At 71.3% G+C, this 16145-nt stretch carries 18 protein-coding genes; 17 read left to right on the plus strand and 1 reads right to left on the minus strand.

Translation table 11 applies throughout. The features are described 5' to 3' along the window. The 13 genes from ACJX2R_RS12860 to ACJX2R_RS12920 all read left to right on the plus strand — a co-directional run bounded on the left by ACJX2R_RS12860 (position 1) and on the right by ACJX2R_RS12920 (position 12829). Entirely contained in the window at positions 1 to 1473 is a 1473-nt protein-coding gene (locus ACJX2R_RS12860; RefSeq protein WP_413100229.1) for an SCO6880 family protein, read from the plus strand. A gap of 106 nt (positions 1474 to 1579) precedes the next feature. Further along, a complete protein-coding gene (locus ACJX2R_RS12865) occupies positions 1580 to 2044 on the plus strand; it encodes a DUF6238 family protein (RefSeq protein ID WP_413100230.1) in 465 nt (154 codons plus the stop codon). A gap of 29 nt (positions 2045 to 2073) precedes the next feature. After that, positions 2074 to 3588: a VirB4 family type IV secretion system protein gene (locus tag ACJX2R_RS12870; protein WP_413105839.1), complete on the plus strand. Its 1515-nt coding sequence runs from the start codon at positions 2074 to 2076 to the stop codon at positions 3586 to 3588. 591 nt (positions 3589 to 4179) lie between these two features. Further along, entirely contained in the window at positions 4180 to 4749 is a 570-nt protein-coding gene (locus ACJX2R_RS12875; RefSeq protein ID WP_413100231.1) for a hypothetical protein, read from the plus strand. A 109-nt stretch (positions 4750 to 4858) separates the two neighbouring features. After that, a complete protein-coding gene (locus ACJX2R_RS12880; RefSeq protein ID WP_413100232.1) occupies positions 4859 to 5032 on the plus strand; it encodes a hypothetical protein in 174 nt (57 codons plus the stop codon). A 64-nt stretch (positions 5033 to 5096) separates the two neighbouring features. Next, a complete protein-coding gene (locus ACJX2R_RS12885; RefSeq protein ID WP_413100233.1) occupies positions 5097 to 5705 on the plus strand; it encodes a hypothetical protein in 609 nt (202 codons plus the stop codon). A gap of 172 nt (positions 5706 to 5877) precedes the next feature. Further along, positions 5878 to 6627 carry a glycosyltransferase family 2 protein gene (locus ACJX2R_RS12890; protein ID WP_413100234.1) on the plus strand — a complete coding sequence of 250 codons (750 nt, stop codon included), beginning with the start codon at positions 5878 to 5880 and terminating at the stop codon, positions 6625 to 6627. Next, positions 6620 to 7723 (plus strand): hypothetical protein, encoded by a 1104-nt coding sequence (locus tag ACJX2R_RS12895; RefSeq protein WP_413100235.1) that lies wholly within the window; start codon positions 6620 to 6622, stop codon positions 7721 to 7723. Before ACJX2R_RS12890 ends, ACJX2R_RS12895 begins: the two co-directional genes overlap by 8 nt. A gap of 32 nt (positions 7724 to 7755) precedes the next feature. Further along, entirely contained in the window at positions 7756 to 8214 is a 459-nt protein-coding gene (locus ACJX2R_RS12900) for a hypothetical protein (protein ID WP_413100236.1), read from the plus strand. After that, complete coding sequence (locus ACJX2R_RS12905) at positions 8211 to 9398, plus strand: hypothetical protein (protein ID WP_413100237.1); 1188 nt, start codon at positions 8211 to 8213, stop codon at positions 9396 to 9398. Before ACJX2R_RS12900 ends, ACJX2R_RS12905 begins: the two co-directional genes overlap by 4 nt. A 122-nt stretch (positions 9399 to 9520) precedes the next feature. Continuing rightward, complete coding sequence (locus ACJX2R_RS12910; protein WP_413105840.1) at positions 9521 to 9970, plus strand: hypothetical protein; 450 nt, start codon at positions 9521 to 9523, stop codon at positions 9968 to 9970. 99 nt (positions 9971 to 10069) lie between these two features. Beyond that, entirely contained in the window at positions 10070 to 10495 is a 426-nt protein-coding gene (locus ACJX2R_RS12915) for a hypothetical protein (RefSeq protein ID WP_413100238.1), read from the plus strand. A gap of 1575 nt (positions 10496 to 12070) precedes the next feature. Beyond that, entirely contained in the window at positions 12071 to 12829 is a 759-nt protein-coding gene (locus tag ACJX2R_RS12920; protein ID WP_413105841.1) for a hypothetical protein, read from the plus strand. A gap of 93 nt (positions 12830 to 12922) precedes the next feature. Here the strand turns inward: ACJX2R_RS12920 and ACJX2R_RS12925 are convergent, their stop codons facing one another. Beyond that, positions 12923 to 13648, minus strand: coding sequence for a hypothetical protein (locus ACJX2R_RS12925; RefSeq protein ID WP_413100239.1), 726 nt, complete (start codon positions 13646 to 13648; stop codon positions 12923 to 12925). Positions 13649 to 13770: 122 nt separating this feature from the next. On the opposite strand from ACJX2R_RS12925, the gene ACJX2R_RS12930 reads away from it, so the two are divergent. The 4 genes from ACJX2R_RS12930 (at position 13771) to ACJX2R_RS12945 (ending at position 16128) form a co-directional block, all read left to right on the plus strand. Beyond that, complete coding sequence (locus ACJX2R_RS12930) at positions 13771 to 14241, plus strand: hypothetical protein (RefSeq protein ID WP_413100240.1); 471 nt, start codon at positions 13771 to 13773, stop codon at positions 14239 to 14241. Positions 14242 to 14256: 15 nt separating this feature from the next. Continuing rightward, positions 14257 to 14664: a hypothetical protein gene (locus tag ACJX2R_RS12935; protein ID WP_413100241.1), complete on the plus strand. Its 408-nt coding sequence runs from the start codon at positions 14257 to 14259 to the stop codon at positions 14662 to 14664. Between the two features lie 280 nt (positions 14665 to 14944). Beyond that, positions 14945 to 15328 (plus strand): hypothetical protein, encoded by a 384-nt coding sequence (locus tag ACJX2R_RS12940; protein ID WP_413100242.1) that lies wholly within the window; start codon positions 14945 to 14947, stop codon positions 15326 to 15328. Continuing rightward, entirely contained in the window at positions 15325 to 16128 is an 804-nt protein-coding gene (locus ACJX2R_RS12945; RefSeq protein ID WP_413100243.1) for a DUF317 domain-containing protein, read from the plus strand. Before ACJX2R_RS12940 ends, ACJX2R_RS12945 begins: the two co-directional genes overlap by 4 nt. The last annotated feature ends 17 nt before the right edge of the window (positions 16129 to 16145 follow it).

Here is a 16145-nt window from a genome sequence, read left to right on the forward strand (position 1 = left end):
TTGACTGATCTCTCCGTCGCCCCGGTCACGGTGAAGTTCCCGCACCGGTCCCGCCGCGGCATCCTCCTCGGCCTCTCCCTGCCCCAACTCGTACTTGTTTCCTGCACCCTGGCGCTGCTGCTGATGACGTTGGTCTCCACCGGGCTGCTCGGCGCCGTCGCCCTGGCCCCGCTGTGGGCGGCATCCGGTGCGCTCCTCGCGATCCGCCGACACGGCCGCTCCCTGATCGACTGGGCGCCGATCGTCGCCCGCTACGCACACCGCCGCCGCACCGGCCAGACCCTCTGGCTCGCCCGCCCCCTCACCCAGCCCCGGCAGGACGGCGTCCTCCACCTGCCCGGCACCGCCGCCTCCCTCAAGGTGGTCACCCCCGGCGACTCCGCCAACCAAGCTGCGGCCGTCCACGACCCCCACCGGCAGACCCTGACCGCCATCGCCCGCGTCAGCTCCCGTGCCTTCGCCCTCCTCGACCCCGCCACCCAGAACCACAACGTGGGCAGCTGGGGACGCGCTCTGGCGGGCATCGCCCGCACCGGGCACATCGCCACCGTGCAGGTGCTGGAGCGCACCGTCCCCGACAGCGGCGACACCCTCACCCGGCACTGGACCCAGAACGGGCAGCCCCAGGCCCCCGTCGCCGGACAGATCTACTCCGAACTGGTCGCATCGGCCGGCCCCGCCGCCGCCCCGCACGAGACCTACCTCGCCATCTCCCTCGACCTCAAGGCCGCCCGGCGCCTGATCAGCCAGGCCGGCGGAGGGCTGCCCGGGGCGTTCACCGTCATGGAGCAGACGACCGCGTCCATCGCCCAGGCCGCCCGCAACGCCGGACTCACAGTCACCGGGTGGCTGACCGCGCGGGAGATCGCCGCCGTCATCCGCACCGCCTACGACCCCAGGGCCCTCGCCGCGCTCCAGCAGTGGTCCGAGACCGGCCGTGCCGAGGCCGATCCCGCCGCCGCCGGGCCCGTCGTCCAGTTCGAGGAGTACGACCGCCTCGCCACCGACAGCGCACGGCACGCGACGTACTGGGTGGAGAACTGGCCGAGGACCGAGATGGGAGCCGGGTTCCTGCACGGGATCATGTTCACGGTCGGCGTGCGCCGCAGCCTCTCCCTTATCTACGTGCCGCAGGGGCTCGAGTCCGCGCTGCGGGACGTCCAGCGGAAGAAGGCCGCGATCATCGCCGACGCCAACGAGCGTGCCCGCCGCGGGCAGGTCGACAGCGAGGAAGACTCCGTCGAGTACGCGGATGTCAAAACACGCGAACGCCAGCTGATCGCCGGGCACGCGGACGTGGCCCTGACCGGACTGGTCACCGTCACCGCCGAGACCGACACCCTCCTGGACGCCGCCTGCGCACAGATCGAGACCCACGCCGTCACCTCCGGCGTCGACCTGCGACGGCTGAACTACCAGCAGCCGGACGCCTTCACCCTCACCGCGCTCCCGCTCGCCCGGACCGCCCAGTGAGCCGGGCACTTCCCCCACCGGCCAGCCCCCTGGCCCGCTGTTCTTCACGCATCCACGACGAACCACCCGTCGCCGCCCCTGCCCCGGGCAGGAAGGACCACCACCTTTGACCCCTCGCACATCTGCGGACGACGCGCACCCCTACCTCCGCGCCGCGAGCGCCGGAGTCCGCCACCACACCCGGACCCTGGCACCGTCGGACGCGAACTCCTCCCGGCGGGCGGACCGGCTGCACCTGGACGTGCTGCACGCCCACCTCACCGCCCTGCTCCAGCTCCTGGACCGCCTCGCCGAAAACACCCGACCTCCGCATCCCGCTGCCAGCCGTCACCTGGCCACCGCGCACACCCGCCTCTGGCAAGCCACCAGCGAGGTCCACTCCGCCTTCCACCTGCTGCCCAGCACCGCAGCGGAAGCAAACACCGAGCCGAGCGCCTGCCATCCCGAGCGGCTGCCCGAGGGACCGCCCGTGCTGACGATCTGCCAGCGCCACCTCGCTGCCGGACATGTCGTCCGCCGCAAGACCACCCCCACCGACCTCCGCCCGCACACCACGGCCTGCGCGCGATGAGCACCACCCGCAGAATCGAGGGCCCCCGGATGACACACCGGCCCGCCCGCCGCGCCCGCCGGGCCTCCGCCAGCCCGCTCTTCACTCCCCACGGCAGCGACCGCGCCAGCCGCAAGGCCGCCCGACGGCAGATCGCCGAGGCCACCGCCAAGGCCCGCGCGGAAGCTGGCGCCCACCAGGCCGAGAGCACGTCTGCCGAGCATGAGGTGCCCGCCGCGCTCTACCCGCCGAACGGACGCCCCGGGCCCGCCTCCGCGCGTACGAACCGGCTGAAGCTGCCCGCCCACCGCATGACGACGGCCGTGGCAGCCGGTGCGTATCCGTTCCTGGCCGAGGGCGGACTCGGGGCCGAGGGCATCTACATCGGGCGCGATGTCCATGCAGAAGCCAGCTTCGTTTTCGATCCGTTCGCGCTGTACGGCCGCATGGAGGGATTCACCAACCCGAACCTCTTGCTCGCCGGGGTGATCGGCCAGGGCAAGAGCGCGCTGGCCAAGAGCTTCGCGCTGCGTTCGGTGGCCTTCGGATACCGCGTCTACGTCCCCTGCGACCCGAAAGGTGAGTGGACGCCGGTGGCGGAAGCCCTCGGCGGCCGGTCCGTCGCTCTCGGCCCCGGCCTGCCCGGACGGCTGAACCCCCTGGACGCGGCACCGCGCCCGGCCAGCGTGGCGGAGGCCGACTGGGTCGGCGAGATCCGCAAACGGCGCCTTCTCCTGCTCGGCTCCCTCGCCCGGACCGTCCTGGGCCGGGACCTGATGCCCATGGAACACACCGCCCTGGACGTCGCCCTGGACACCGTCGTCACTGGAGCCGCCACCACCGGCCGCACCCCGCTCCTCGGCGACGTCGCCGCCACCCTCAACAACCCGAGTGCGCTCGACGAAGCCGCCGGGATGATGTCGGGCCAACTCGGCGACGCCGCCCGCGACCTGGCCCACGCGATGCGCCGCCTCGTCCACGGTGACCTGGCCGGCATGTTCGACGCCCCCTCCACCGTCGCCTTCGACCCGAACGCCCCGATGCTCACCATCGACCTGTCCCGGCTGGGCGGCTCCGGGGATGACACCGCCCTCGTCCTGGCGATGACCTGCGCCTCCGCCTGGATGGAATCGGCCCTCTCCGATCCGAACGGCGGCCGGCGCTGGATCGTGTACGACGAGGCGTGGCGGTTGATGAGGCACGTCGGTCTACTCCAGCGCATGCAGGCCCAGTGGAAGCTCAGCCGCGGGCTCGGCATCGCGAACCTCATGGTGATCCACCGGCTGTCCGACCTGCTCACCGCCGGCGACGCCGGATCCCGCGGCCGGGCCCTGGCCGAGGGACTCCTCGCGGACTGCTCCACCCGCATCATCTACCGCCAGGAGACCGACCAACTCCACGCCGCGGCCTCGCTGCTCGGCCTGACCTCCGTCGAAATGGACGCCATCGCCCACCTCAACCGAGGACGTGGCCTGTGGAAAGTCTCCGGACGATCTTTCATCGTCCAACACCTCCTCCACCCTCAAGAGGCACAGTTGTTCGATACGGACGCACGGATGAATTGAGGCGCTGAGTGCACTCCGGTTGACGCACAGTGCGACGTGCAGCGGAACGACCGGCTCTCCACCACACCGCCAGCGCGACTGAACACCGCTGACAATACGGATACACCTCGATGGCCTTCTCCTTCATAGATCACCGCACCCTGACCCCAGATGACATCGCCGCCCTCGAAGATCTGATTACCGCCTACCGCGAACACGGGGGCCACCCTCCTCGCCCCGAGCCCGTGACAGGCGAGTGGGTGCTGGTCGTCCACTCGGGAGTCACCGGCCCCGACGGGGAATGGCTGGAGACCGAAGACGTCTTTAAGCGTTGGGGATCCACACAGCTCACCTCCGATGGCCGCACCCATACCGAGTTCGTGGACATGCAGTTCACCGAAGAGGGCCAGGCCCTCCCGGGCCACGGGTACGGGGCCCGCCCGGCGTCTGCACCACACCACCTGGCGGCCTCTCCGCCGGTGCCACCTCACGCACCATCGCCAAGACGGGGGCGCTAGTCATCCCGGGCCGATCCCACCTGCAGAACCCCGGCTCACCAGCTCAGAGGGACCCGAATGAACTGACGGCCCTACAGGCAACCGCAAGAGGCTCATGAAACCGGATATCCAGAGCGAACTGATACCGCGCGACGACACGCTCCGCCTTATCGGCACGCTCAACGCGATGAAGGCAAAGTTCTCCGACTGCGCCCAGAAGTGGCAGCTGCTGGATGAGAGCGGCCACGTGCCGACCGAGCCCTCATTCACCGAGCTGTTCCAGCATGCCACCGGCGCGCAGGACCTCTCCCGCGACGTTCTCCGGCTCACTGCGGGCTTCGCCGCGAGTCCTCACAGCACGAACCGGGCAGGCCGCGCCACCCTGGCCCACCTCGCGACGGCGAGCACCATGTCGGCCCATGCGGCATCGCACTTCGCGGAGACTGCAGAGGCCGCCCTCGGTCTGCCGCGCTCCTCCAGCCCAACCGACCAGCCCTACCTGAGCAACCGCATGGTCATCGACCACGCCACGGCCCGCGCCTACGTGCGGCGCACATCGGAATCCCTCCGCGACGCGGCCAAGGAACTCCACAGCCACCTCGACTTCCACCGCTTCTTTCCCGCGCCCTCGCATCGCGAGAGCCCCGTGCCGACACCGCCCAGACCGAGCAGTCGCCACCGCTAGCCCAGGCCGGCCCCCACCCCTTCAGGAGGAGTCCCTGAACCGCCCCGCCCACTTCAGCGACGCCGACTGGGCCGAGTACCAGCAGTGCCAAGCCGAGCACGACGACCTCATGGCGCAGATCGCCGAACGCGAAGCCCAGATGGAACACGGCCTGATCGCCACCTACGACGAGTACGAACTCGATTTCAGTCCGGTGCCGAAGCCGGAAGGCAGCACCCCCGCTCGCCGGACGCCTCCGCCGCACCGCACGCCGATCTCCCGCAGGAGGAGCCGTGGCCGCTGACGCAGCGAGTACCCCACACGCCCGCCCCGCGCCTCCGCTCGCGCCGCTTCCTGACCATCGCCACGTGGACACCCCGTGGTGGCAGGAGCTGTGGCGCCGCCACGCGCACATCACCACACCGCTGCGAGCGCGCGGGCTGGAGTGCGACATAGAGTTCGGCCTCAGCGCCTACGTCGTGCGCGTCTCGCTCCCCGACGACAGCTACCTGCTCATCAGTCCACCGCAAGAGCCCTCCTCCGACCGCCAGCCAGGAGACCCCGAGGGCTGGACCGCGACCCGTGAGCACCCCCACGACCAGACTCTGTTCGAAGTCCTCTACGACTCGGCTCCCTCCGCCGACCCCGGTGCCGCCCATTGGCCCCAAGCCCGCCACGGCGGCAGTGCCCAGCCCCTGATCGAGGCGATCAACCATCGCCTCACCCAGCTCGGCCTGCTGCCACATCCCATCTCGCCCACCGCAAACCCGCACACGGTCCCGGCTACGCCGACACTCCGCGCACCCGACGCCGCCGCCGAAATCCGCAACCTCGGAGAGGTGCTACCCGTGGTCGACGACCGGATGCGGGCGCTGACTCCACTCGTGCCAGCACCGCGGCTCACGTCCGCCCCGGATCGTCCGCCGTCCCATCCACCGCGAGCCCTCCCGCCGGCACAGCCGCGGCACACGCAATGACGCGGGGCCACCGCCCCTCTCCAGGAACACATGACCTGACCCCGCACCGACCTGTCCGCCTTCGCTGCCGCTCTGGCCGCCCGTCTGCCCGGCACCTGGACCAGCGAGTACCAGCGCCACGCGCCGTTAGTTCCCCCTCGTCTTCCCGGAGCCTTCCCTGCCCCCGCACTCCATGCCCCTGATCACCGTCGTCATCGCCAGCCGCCTGCGGGATGACCGGCTCGATTACCTGACCGCCATGCACGCCAGCCTCGCCCGGCAGTCCGTGCCGTGGGAGGCTGTGATCGCGCTCGACGGTGCCTCGCCCGATCGCCTGCCAGCCCCGCTCGCGCAAGACCCTCGCATCCGAACGCTTTCTCTGCCCCGCCCGGTCGGCGCCGCCTGCGCCAGGAACCTGGCCCTCGCCCACGTTCGCACCCCATATACGAACTGGGCGGACGACGATGACGAATTCACCGACGACGCCATGTCCGTACGGCTGCACACCCTGGAATCGACCGGGGTCGGCTGGTGTGCGGGATGGAGCGAGGACCAGCACCCCGACGGCTCGACCACCCTGTGGCGATGCCCCACCCCGCCCGGCCGGCACGAGGCCGGCGACGTGTGGACGTACTGGAAGTCCCCGGCGGACACCATCCCCATCGGGCCGACCACGATCCTCGCCCGCACCGACCTCGTGCGCGCCGCTCCGATGGGCGGCCTCGTCCAGGGCGAGGACTACTGCGCGGCCCTCGGCGCAACCGCTCTCGCGCCCGGAATCCTGCTGCCGGTCCCCGTGTACCGATACCGCAAGTGGAACGGGCAGATGACAGCCCAGGCCGGATACGACCAACTGGAGGCGGGGGCCCGGGAGCATGCCTGGCAGTACGGCCGCAGCCTGCGCGCCGTCCTCCGCCGCAGCAAGGACCGGGTCTATGGCTGAGGCGCAGATCATCCTGTCGCACAGCCGGGAGTCGGGCATCGTCGCCATCGCCTCTGGCGAGCCGTACCCGTGGGCGCACACCGCCCTCGCGGAGAGCGGCTTTAAGCGGGACGACGACGGCGTCTACCACCCGCCGGCGGACGGCAACAAGACCACGGTGGCCGACCTGGTCACGTGCGCGAAACGGCACCGCACCAGCGTACACACGAGCAGCCAGCGCTTCATCGGCGAGGCCGCCCGCGACCTCGCGCGCCAACTGCCCGGCCCGTGGAACACCTCAGTCGAGATCTACTCCCACCCCGCCTGGCAGGAAGACCTCCTGCCCTGGATCTGGGACAGCGGCGAACTCGGCCGCGCCCTCCAAAGCGAGCGGATTCCCTATGCCGCCACGCTCACCGACACGGTGCAGGGCACCACGCTGCTGTTCGCCGAACGCCCCGGCCATCAACTCGACTATCTGGTCGGCGCCTTCGCCCCGGAAGGACTCGAAGAGGGCTACGGCGATCCGCACGCCCCGCGCGGCATCGTCCTGCCGCCCTCCCCCTGTCCCGCGGCCCAGGCGATCACTGACCAGTACCTCCCCGCCTACGACCGCGCCGTCTATGCCCGCAAGAACGCGGCCGTCGCCGACGCCCTGGACCGCATCCGCACCGAGCACCACACCTGGACCACCATGGTCGCCGCCGGCCCGTACGGCGACACCACCCCGCTCGGCATCGACGCCCTGGGCACCGCGAGCGCACGGCCTCTGGACAACGCCTGGGGAGCTTTCCTCACCGTCATGGACCACGCCCCCGCCCTCCTCAAACGGTGCCGACCCGCCGCCACTCAGTGGCCCGATGACACCGATGCCCTCGCCCAGCTGGCCGACGCCCTGAGCGATGCCGAGACCGTGCGCGAAGAACTGGCCCGCGGCACCCTGCTCACCCGCACCGAGCGCATCACACGGACGTGGCCAGCCATCGAAACCTGGCTCACCCACGGCGAACGGTTCCTGCGGCAGGCCCGGGCGACGACCCCCCGTCAGCGCTCCGCCCCCGCAGGGACCGCGACACCCCGCACCCTCCCGCCGGGCCCGCCCGCACCCCGCCGCTGACCCACGCCACCACCGTCAGGAGACCCATCTCCTTGGACCCTCGCACCCACTTCGCCTTCGGCACCCACCCCCAGCATGGCTTCGTCGCGGCCTTCACCACCTCCATGCCCCCGCACCTGGCTCACTGGTTCCTCATACGGGAGCAGTTCGAGCCCGTCTCTGAACAGCCGGGCCTGTACCGGCTCACCGACCCCGAGCGCGACGGTCCCCGCCGAACCCGCCAGGCCATCCACGATCTTCGCCGCCAGGGCTACACCGTGCAGGCCGACATTCGCCTCGACCCCGCCGTCTCCGCCGGCCCACCACGCCCGGCCCGGCCCAACGGACTCCAGGAACGCCACAGCCGTCTCGCCCAGGCCGCCGCCAGCCGAACGACACAGCGCACCACACCGCCCACCACCACCCTGCCGCCGGCCCGGCCAGTCCCGCCCAAGCCCACCTACACACCGACCGTCCACCTGACGGCCTCGGGCAACGGACGGTCCCGATGACCCCCGCCAGCAATCCGACCCCCGACAACCCCCTGCCAATGACACCGGAACTCACGGACGGTGTACGCGGCTTCCGGCTGCGGATGGCGGTCATCGACCACGAGAGCGAGATCGCGCTGGACATGACACGCGACCGCTATGGCCGCACCGTCCACGCAAGCGCGGCAGCAGCCGCACGAGCCCACCGCGACAAGGCGGCGGTGGAGGCATACACCACCCACCTCGCCCCGCACGCCGATGCCCTGCTCGATGCCGCCCGCCGAGCGCTCGACGAGCTGCCACCCGCCCGGCACCTGTCCGGGTGGCGAGCCGTGCTGGACGGCCTGGCCGCCTCCACAGCCGAGATCCGCCGGGCTCTCGACCAGCCGGCCGCCCCCGACTCGGAGGCGGAACGCGAGCAGCACTCGGCCCTGTGGCCGCACGTCATCGCCTGGGCGGATCACAGCGTCATCGCCAGCAACCTCGCCGACCAGAACCAACACCGCCACCAGGCTCCGCTGACCGACGACGAACGGCAGATGTGGACCGAGAGGGCCCAGGCCGCGCAGCGGCGAGGTGAGCTGGAGCTGACCGAGTCGTGGTACGCCGCCGACGGGCAGCCAATCACCCTCGCCCACCTTGTCGAAGGCGACGACTCGACGCTGGTCGCGCTGCGAGGCGACCCGGACGCACCGGGCTGGCAGGTGATCGGGCACTTCGCCCACGAATACGAGGCCGGGCAGGCGCTGCCCGCCCCGGTCCCGCCCGGTGTACTGCGCACGGACGTCTCCCAGTTCAACCGCCCAGCACTCGCACCCGAGGTATCGCTGCAGGAACTCATCCGCGACGTCGTCGAAGCCCAGCACGCCGGTGACGCCTCCAACGCTCTCCTCGGCGCCACCCAGCGCGGATACGACGCAGGCCCGATGGTCCGCCTCCAGGAACTCCTCGAAACCAGCGGCCAGTTCGCCAGCGCCCTGGAGACCGCGCAGGGCCGCCAGATCGCTGCCCGCCTCTCGGCACTGGGCCGACAGATCGAGTTCCTCACCCGCGAAATCGAAGAGACCGCCGAAGACCTCGGCGCGACCGTCGCCGTCCTGCCACCGCACCGCACCCCCGTGCCGCGCGTCCGCCCACGCCCCGCCGTGGACACCACCCCGCCGACGCCGCCGCCCCGCGCCAGCACGCCCGCTCACCACCGCTAAGCACCGAGGCCGGCACAAGAGGCCCTGATCAGGGCGCATCCCCGACTTTCCAACCCTTTGGAGGAAATCCATTCATGGCCGTTCGTACGCAGTGAACCGTGGAGCACGCCTGTTCCCACCAGGTGGTTCATGACCTGTCCGGCCGTCCTGCCGACAAGCGGGCCGGGTTCGCCCGCTGGCTCGCGGCGAAGGACTGCACCGACTGCTGGAAGGCAGCGCGCGACGCCGACACCGAGTCCAAGGAGAAGTGGCTCGCAGCCAAACGCGGCGCCGAGCAAGAGGCTGCCCTCGCGTGGGCGAAGCAATTCGACATGCCGCAGTTGCACGGCCCGGCCAAAGCCCTGGACTGGGGCGAGCGCTCCCGCCACCAGCTGATGACGGCCGCGCACACCGCGCTGGTCGTGGAGGGCAGTTGGGACGAGGCGGACTGGGCGGAGCTGGAGGAGAAGGCCCGCTCTATCACCCGCGCCGGATGGTGGATCGATCAGCGCGACGCTGAGGGCACCGACGTGCTCGAACTCCTCGACGCAGCAAGCGAGGCGGACCGCGGGACGGAGAACCCGTTCCGCTGATCGCGGCGGAACATAGCCGGGAAACGCCGGTTAGCCAAACCGGCGTTCCTCCGGACCATTGTTCCTCCCACCCCGCCCACCTCGCGTGGAAGGAAGCGCATGTCCCAGCCCCCGTCCACGTCGGCCTTCGCGCCGACTCCCGACCCGCTCACCCCCGACCGGGACATCACCCACGCCCACTTCCAGGCCGGTGACACCGTCGTCGTCCTCAAGGGGGTGGCCGGCGGGGAACTGTGGGGAGACGCGATGCGCGTCGTCGCCCCCTCCTGGCACACCCCGACCGACGAGGACGGCTGGCGGCTGCGGGATGCGACCGGCGGAGCCCAGTCCTACGTCACCGGCCACCCCCGCTACCTCGTGCACCTCTCACGCCACTGCCCGGACTGCCTGATCCACCTGCGAGCCATGGAGGACACGCTCCTGCCGAGGTACGCCGGACGCGACGAGCTGATCGACTGCGGCTGGTACACCACCACCGCCCTGGGCCAGCTCGTGCACATCGCCGACATCCGGGGCGGCCGGTGATCCCCCGCCTCCATGAGCGCAGCCACACACCGCACGATCCACTCTCCGAGGCGCTGGGGCGGCCGGTCTCGCCGAACGAGGGCCTGACACAGTACACGGTCGTCGCCCACTGGCCGGGACTGCTTCACCCTGGACGACGAGCAGAAGACCTGGACGTCCGTCCAGTGGGCCGAGCACCTCGAAGACCCGTACCTGGACCACCGGTTCGCCGCCAGCCCGGATGACAACCGGCGGGCGATCCTCCACCTCGACGTCCGACTTCACCCGAACGACCGGAAGCTGACCGGCCCCCAGTGGGCAGAAACCGCCCACAGGCTCGCGCGGACGGCCGGCATCGAGACTCCCGGCAAGGAACACGGCTGCCGCTGGATCGCCGTTCAGGCCCAGCCCGGACGCCTCGACCTGATCGCCAACCTGATCCACCCCGACGGCACGTGGCACGCCCCGCCCGCAGACGTTCCGCAGCGGCTCGCAGCAGAAACCCGCCGCATCGAGCAGGACCTCCACCTGATCCCCGCACACACCGAATCCACAGCACGGCCCGCCACCCCTGCGGCGCCCACGGCATCGGCCCAGCTCGCAAGCGTCCTCACGCAGCTCGCCGACGAGCAGGCCGGCCCGCTGGCCACGGTCCGCGGACTCGTCGAGCACACCGCGCGCCGGATCGCCCGCGCCCCGGCGCCGCCGGCACCGACACGGCACACCGCCTGGAATTGATCGCCCGCCGCCTCCACACCATTCAGCAGGACCTGGACACCACCGCAGCCCACCTGGTCCAGCCCCGGGTCACCGCCGTACCGCCTGCCGTCCGGCACACCGCCCACCGATCTCTGTAGGAGAAACGTCTCTTTGCCCCTCGCCGACCGCTTCGTATCCGTCCGCCGCGATCCGCATTCCGAGGAGGTTCTCGCCCGCGGCGGCGATCCGGAGGCTCACAGCATCCTCCAACGCACCGGCCTCGTCCCCGTGGTCCGCCTCCATGAGACCTACCATCGCGTCCCGGCCGGCCTCACCGAGGCCGCCGAGAACCTGCTGGCCACCGATGCCGTCGCCACGCTCCGGTCCGCCGCCTACCACGTCGACTGCGACGAGCCCTTCGACACCGACGCCCGGCCGACCCGCTATCCCACGCTCGGTGGCTCGGTCGCCCACCTCGCCGAGCGTCTCCGCGAAGCCACCGACACCGACGAGGCTGCCGGCATCCTCACCGAACTGACCGCGCCCCACGACGGCATCCTCGCTGGGTTCGAGGAAACCCTCGGCGCCCTGGCGGAGTTCTTCGACGGCCTCGGCAGCGCGACCGATCCGCACACCGCCCGGCGCCTGCGCTACCTCGCCGACGAATACGTACGCATCATCCACTCCGACCTCGCGCACACCCGCGAACGGCTGGCCGACCGGCACGCCCCTCACCCCGGCCGCCGCGCCTGCGCCGAGCAGGTTCCCGACCGCGAGCCCGAACGCTCCGCCGTGTGCGCCTGCCCGCCCCCGCCGCGTGCACTGCCGGCCGCGGCGCCACGCCCGTCGGTGGCACCCGCCTGCGCCGCTGAGCCCCTGCAACTGCCCAAGGACACCATGCACGACCACGACAACTCCGAGCGCCTCGCCTCGTACGCCGACGTCCTGGCCGGCGAACTCCCCGACGCCTGGACCAGCACGCACCTCCCGCTGGACGCCAAGGACGACCTCGCCGAACTGGCCGACCGCATCTGGGACCTGGACGGGGTCGCCGCCTCCCTCGCCGAGCACCCGCTCCAGCAGGCGGCCGTCCTCAGCCGCCCCGACGGCGCCCAGCTCGTCCTTGTGGACCGGCACGACGACCGTGACGGATTCCTCATCGCCGCCGTCGCCCCGCGGGCCCTGCCCGATGAGGCATACCGCGCCGTTCCCGAGCCCAACGGCATCGCCCTGGCGGACGACCCGTTCCTGAGCGCCCAGCGGGTCGCCGACGATCTCCTCGCCCGCTACGACAACGCGCTCGCCCAAGTCCGGCACAACGCCCTGGGCGGCATCCAGCCCTCCCAGCCGGACCGGGTGGTCCTGACCTGGCAGCCAGATGGCAGCGTCGCCACCGCTCACGTCGTCGACCGTGCCGGCGCCGTCCTCGTGGCCAACGGCTTTCTCCAGGACCCGCCAAGCGGTATCTACCGCCTCAGCGGTGACGACACCAGGGAGCAGGCGCGCGCCCTGCGCGAGATCGGCCCGCAGCTCGACGCGCTCGGCATCGGCACCGCCCTCCAGCACCCCGCAGGCCGGACCGCGCCCACCCCCACCCCAGCCTCCATTCCGCCCTCCCCGGCCGGCAGCCCTACGCCGGCCGCCAGGGCTCGATGAAGCAGACAGAGCAACGACTTCTGGGTGCTGGACCGCCGGGCCTTGGCCCGGCCCTGGGCACGGACCGCGCTCCAGGGGCGGGCTGCCCTTTCCTCAGTCCCCCGTGGGCCCCTCGATCAGGGAACGCAGCCGTTTGGTCAAGTCACGGCTGGAAACGTGCTGATACGCCGCTTCGCTGGATGCGATGTCGCTCTGCTCGACCGGGCAGGAATCCCAACCACTCACCGAACCGTTCAGGTTGAACGTATCCACCAACCGGCCTGTCTTGGCTTCGAGCACCCGATAGCTGTATCCCGCCGAGTACACCGGCACGCGGGTGCTGACAGATCCGTCACCACCCAGCTCCTCGTACTCGCATGTGATCAGCTGGCCGCCCACCGATTCCTTCGCCAGAAATTCGCAGACGATCAGCTCCGGCTCACTGGAAGAAGCCCATTTGTCAGGCAACTTCGGCTCGTCATCGGCTTCGGCATCCGACTCCGTGCCCGACTCGTCAAAGTCGGGACCGCCCTTGAACAACGTGACGCTGTGCGTTCCGCCACCGGTGTAGGCAGGCGCCGCCGGATTCCAGGGAAGGACATCGTCAGCATCGAACTGCGTATCACCGCATGCCTGGGCGATCGAGTCGGCGCTCGGCGTCGGGGACGGAGAAGGTGAAGGCGAACGCGAAACGGTCGCGGAGGATTTCCGAGCCGTGGCCGCCTCCTGGGGAGACGCCTTGTCCGAGTCGTCCGAGGCACCGGAACACCCTGCCAAGGCCACCAGTATCCCGACGCTCACCACCACCCGCAGCCAACCACCTCTCGGCCCGCGCGCCATGCCCCACTCCCTCGCACCCCGTCCGGCCATGTCCTACCTCCGTCACAGACGGTACGGCCCTGCCACGGGACCCCTCCCGAATCGCCGAACCGCTCAAGGCAACGCCGGGCTCCGCTCATGTCGTGGGGAGGCTGTACGGGCGAGCGAGGTCGCGTCGGGCTGGGCGCGGAGCGACGCTCGCCGCCGGTCACAGCATCCACCTCAACCCCACCCTGAACACGCTGGCCACGCCGAACGGCGAACGAGACGCGCCCCTGCACTACCTCACCTGGCTCGCCGAGCGGGTCGCAGCCGCCGAGACCAGCAGTGCGGTGGCCGAGGTCCCAACCGAGGTCGCTGCCCCGGTCAATGGGCTGCTGCCCCTCACCAGGAACGTGGTCGTCCGGGCCTGGATCTGCGCCAGCGACCTCCAGGGAGCAGCGCTCGGCGGGGAGCCCGAGCCCATCGCACGGCTCGGGGACACCACCAGCTCCATGAGCCAGGCCGCCTGCGTCATCCTCCGCGCCCGCAACCACGCTCCACGCGCTCCGCAGCACCAGGCCACCGCGCCGCCGCCGAGCCCCGCACGGGCCTCGGCCTGCCTCCACCGTTGAACCGGAGAGAAACTCATGGCCAACCTGGCCGACGAATACGGCACGGACGTCGAGATCTACGTCAAAGCCCTGACCACCACCATCCACGCCGACACCCCCACCGGCGCCCCCGCCAAGCTCCACGACCTGCTGGAACAGCTCGGCATGGAACGCCACGAATACCCCACGGGAGCGCCGATCTACATCTGGCACACCGTGCCCGAACACCTCGGTGCCGACGAGCAGAAGCGCCTGGCGACCCGCGCCATCCCCGCCCTGCTCCTGGCCGGGTACGAGGTCAACTGCACGCCCGACGTCTTCGACGAAGCCGCCTACCGGCAAGCCGTGCACGACGCCCGCAGCCGCGCGGCCCGCCCCGCCGCGCAGCATCCGGCACCGGCCAGCTCCCCCTCGCGCCCCGCACCGGCCCGGCGCACCCCGTAAGACCGCCCAGGCGGCCCCGGCACCCCGCCGGGCCCACCCACCCCGCACCGCTCGATCCCCGGGAGAAACCCGTAGCACCCCGCACACCCCCACCCATCAGCCACCGGCTCAAGCCCCGCCTCGCGACCGCCCTGTTCCGCCGCTACCTGCGCGCCTGCATCCCGACCGGCCCCCACCGCGCCTCCCCGCCGACCTGCGCCCGTCCGGAGGATGTCCTCGCCGAGACGCAGCGCGTCGGCCACCGCCACCACCACTGACCGTCCCTCTGCCCCGGAGGAGCATGTCCCACCCCGCCCCTGACCCGGTGAGACTGGCCGACGAGATCACCCGCCAGCTCGGCCAGCTCGCCGACCACCTCGCTCAGCTCCCCCCGCCCCAGGCCGCGCAGGTCATCGCCCGCGTTCTCGACCCGGACGCCGGAGTCCTCGGCGGCATCACCCACCTCGTCGCCACCAGCAGCATGTTCGCCAAGGACCAGGCAGAGCGAGGCGCCCTCCCGGCGGAGGTGTGGCTCGCTGTGGGCCGCGCCTCGAACGAACTGCACGACGTCGCCCTCGACCTGGACGAACACAAGGACACCCTCCAGCACATCGGCACCCAGCCCGCCACCACCGCGGCGAAACCCCCGGCACCCGCACCGCTCGTCATCCGGCGGCGCCGGTGAAGAAGAAGCAATGGCAGGGCTGGGGGCCAGACGAGCAGGCCGAGCAGCACTACCTCGTCCAGCCCCGTGCCCTGGCCGGCGGCGGCGACGTCCGGCACGTCTCGGAATTCCTGCGCGCCTCGGGCTGGCGGGACAAATCCAAGACGGGCGGCCTTCTGTTCATGGAGAACCCGGACCGCACCGTCCGTGTCGCCTACGACCCCTCCGTCCTGCCCGGCGGGTGGACCATCCACGGCCAAGCAGACGGCCCCAACGGCGAATGGTCGGCGCACCTCGGCCCGCAGACGCCGGTGGAGATCGTCGCCGGTCTGACCGACACCCTCACCCGCGCCCGCTCCGCCCACGCTCCCAACGTCTGGGCGCCGTTGCAGGAGCAGCACTGGCACGCACGTTTCGAGGGCGAGCACTACATGGCGACCTGCCCGGACGGCACCGCGTGGATGCAGTACCGCCGGGATGCCGATGGCTCGGTGATGTGGTGGAGCGGGGCGAAGGACCAGCAGGGCAACGGATGGACGGCCCATTTCTCGCCGAACACACCGATGCATCTGGTGCAAGCCTTCGCGGCCAAACTCGCCAGCCCCGATCCCGTGATGCGCCCACGCGGACGCGTCCCGCACAGCGCGCAGATCCGCACCTGGTCAGTGTCCGTCAAGCCCTCCCAGCTCAGAGCGTGGCAACAGTCCCGGATCACAGCCGCCCGCGCCACCGCCTGGGCCCGCAACAGCGCCCGAAGCACCCGGCCACGCACCACCGCCCATCCTCACACCCCCGCCGGCGGAGCCCGGACCCGCCGCTGACCGCCAACACCGACCAC

This window comes from Streptomyces sp. Inha503, from assembly GCF_047215865.1.
In the GTDB taxonomy this organism is placed as follows: domain Bacteria; phylum Actinomycetota; class Actinomycetes; order Streptomycetales; family Streptomycetaceae; genus Streptomyces; species Streptomyces lycopersici.